This window comes from Actinocrinis puniceicyclus, assembly GCF_018283645.1.
Lineage (GTDB): Bacteria > Actinomycetota > Actinomycetes > Streptomycetales > Catenulisporaceae > Actinocrinis > Actinocrinis puniceicyclus.
This window is the reverse complement of record NZ_JAGSXH010000293.1, coordinates 1-1,706: the sequence shown is the minus strand read 5'-3', so window position 1 is coordinate 1,706 and position 1,706 is coordinate 1. Positions and strand designations below refer to the sequence as shown.

The window sequence follows — 1,706 nt, the reverse complement described above, 5'->3', positions numbered from 1 at the left end:
CACTGCCCTAAAGTTAAGGCCGGTCAGTCCGCTTTGGGTAGATTCGACTCGGCGATCGTGATCGTGTAGTGGACTTTCTGGGTATGGCCGTTCCTGCGTTCGGCCGCGGTGCGTGGGCTGGTTCGGCGCCGCGCGACACGGTTGCGCGGATGCCTCGCGATGGCGCTGGTCAGGGCTTCGCGGGAGTGTTGTTCGCGGTGTCCGCAGCGTACGCAGGGCCGGTCGGCGTCGATCCCGGCGCGGGTCAGGCGCAGGACCGCGATGAAGGAGATCTCCTCGGTGTCCACCCTGTCGAGGGCGGCGGCCTCTGCGGCCAGGTCGCACAGGGTGTTGTAGACCGCGAGGAATGCCCAGATCTCCTGGCGCACGAGCGCGGGACTGCGTCCCCGTAGCACCGCCCCGGCCCCGCGCAGTGTCTTCTTCAGCCGCAGGTAGCTGATTTCCACCTGCCATCTTTCCGCATACAGCGAGGCCAGAGCCTGGGCCGGGTACGCCTCGGGGTCCAGCAGGGTGGTCAGTAGACGGATACGGCTGGTCTTGGACCTGCCGCGCTCATCGGTGGCGGTGACGTCGAACTCGATGATCCGGGCGGTCGTGTCGGGCAGCGGCAGGGCCTGGGGATCTGCGCTCTGCCTGCGGCGCCGGGCGAGCATCTGCCCCGATTCGCGCAGGCGCACCAGTGCGGAGCCGTCGGGCAGGCGCCCGGTGATCCGGGCCGGCAGGCACGTGCGGCCGTTCTTCACCCGCCACAGCAGGTGCGCCCCGGTGGCGGCGAAGCGCACGAAGCGGTCCATGGAGAAGAAGTTGCGATCGGCCAGGTTGACGGTGCCGCGCTCCAGCGCGTCGGCCAGCTGGTCGACCAGGCGCTGCTCGCTGTCGGTGTAAGCGCCGATCGCGGCGGCCTTCACGTGCCGGGTCGCGCAGGCCACCAGGGTCACCACGCGGGCACGGGCGCCGCTCGCGCCGGTCGGACAGCCGAACTCGCCGGTCAGCGCGTCGTCGCGGGCCAGCTCCAGACAGGTGCCGTCGAACGCGGTCACCTGCATCCCGAACGCGGTATCGACCGGGCCGGGGCGGGCTGTCGCGGCGGCGCGGCGCTGGAAGCAGGCGCGCAGCGGCGCCTCGCCGAGGCGGACCCTGGCCTGGGACAGGGCGCTGCCCGAGGGCACCTGCCCCGGCAGGCCGGTGCCGCCGCGCAGGTGCGGGGCCATCCGGGACAGGACAGCGTCGTAGCCCTCGCCGCTAAAGAGGCACAATCCGAACACGGCCCGCACCGTGGCCCCGCCCGGCAGCAGCCGGGAGCGCTCGTCGCGGTGGCCCGCCGCGGCCAGCGCCGCCTCGATGTCCGCGCCCGCGACCAGCCGCTCCAGCAGCCCGCACCCCGCCGCCTGATCCGCACCGCGATCCAAAAGCGCCGCGGGACCCGCCAACGCCGCGTCCCGCAACCACAACAGCCGCTCTTCGCCCAGGTCAACGGCTATATCACCGGCAGCGCCCGGTTTCTCGGACATGGACGCAGGGGCCGCGGACATGACAGAATCGGCGAACAACGAAGCTCCTGGCTGATACGCGGTGACTAGGCATCCCGCGTTCTACCAGGAGCTTCGTTGCCTCCCACACCCAGTCCACATCGTGATCAAGCTGAAACCCTTGCCCCGCAAGCTACCTGAAATCATGTCAAACTGGACCTAACTTTAGGGCAGTGG

Annotated in this window: 1 protein-coding gene; it reads right to left on the bottom strand. The window is 70.3% G+C overall.

The features are described from left to right. Positions 1 to 23: 23 nt before the first annotated feature. Positions 24 to 1,511 (bottom strand): IS4 family transposase, encoded by a 1,488-nt coding sequence (locus tag KGA66_RS28840; protein WP_211472748.1) that lies wholly within the window; start codon positions 1,509 to 1,511, stop codon positions 24 to 26. Positions 1,512 to 1,706 lie beyond the last annotated feature (195 nt).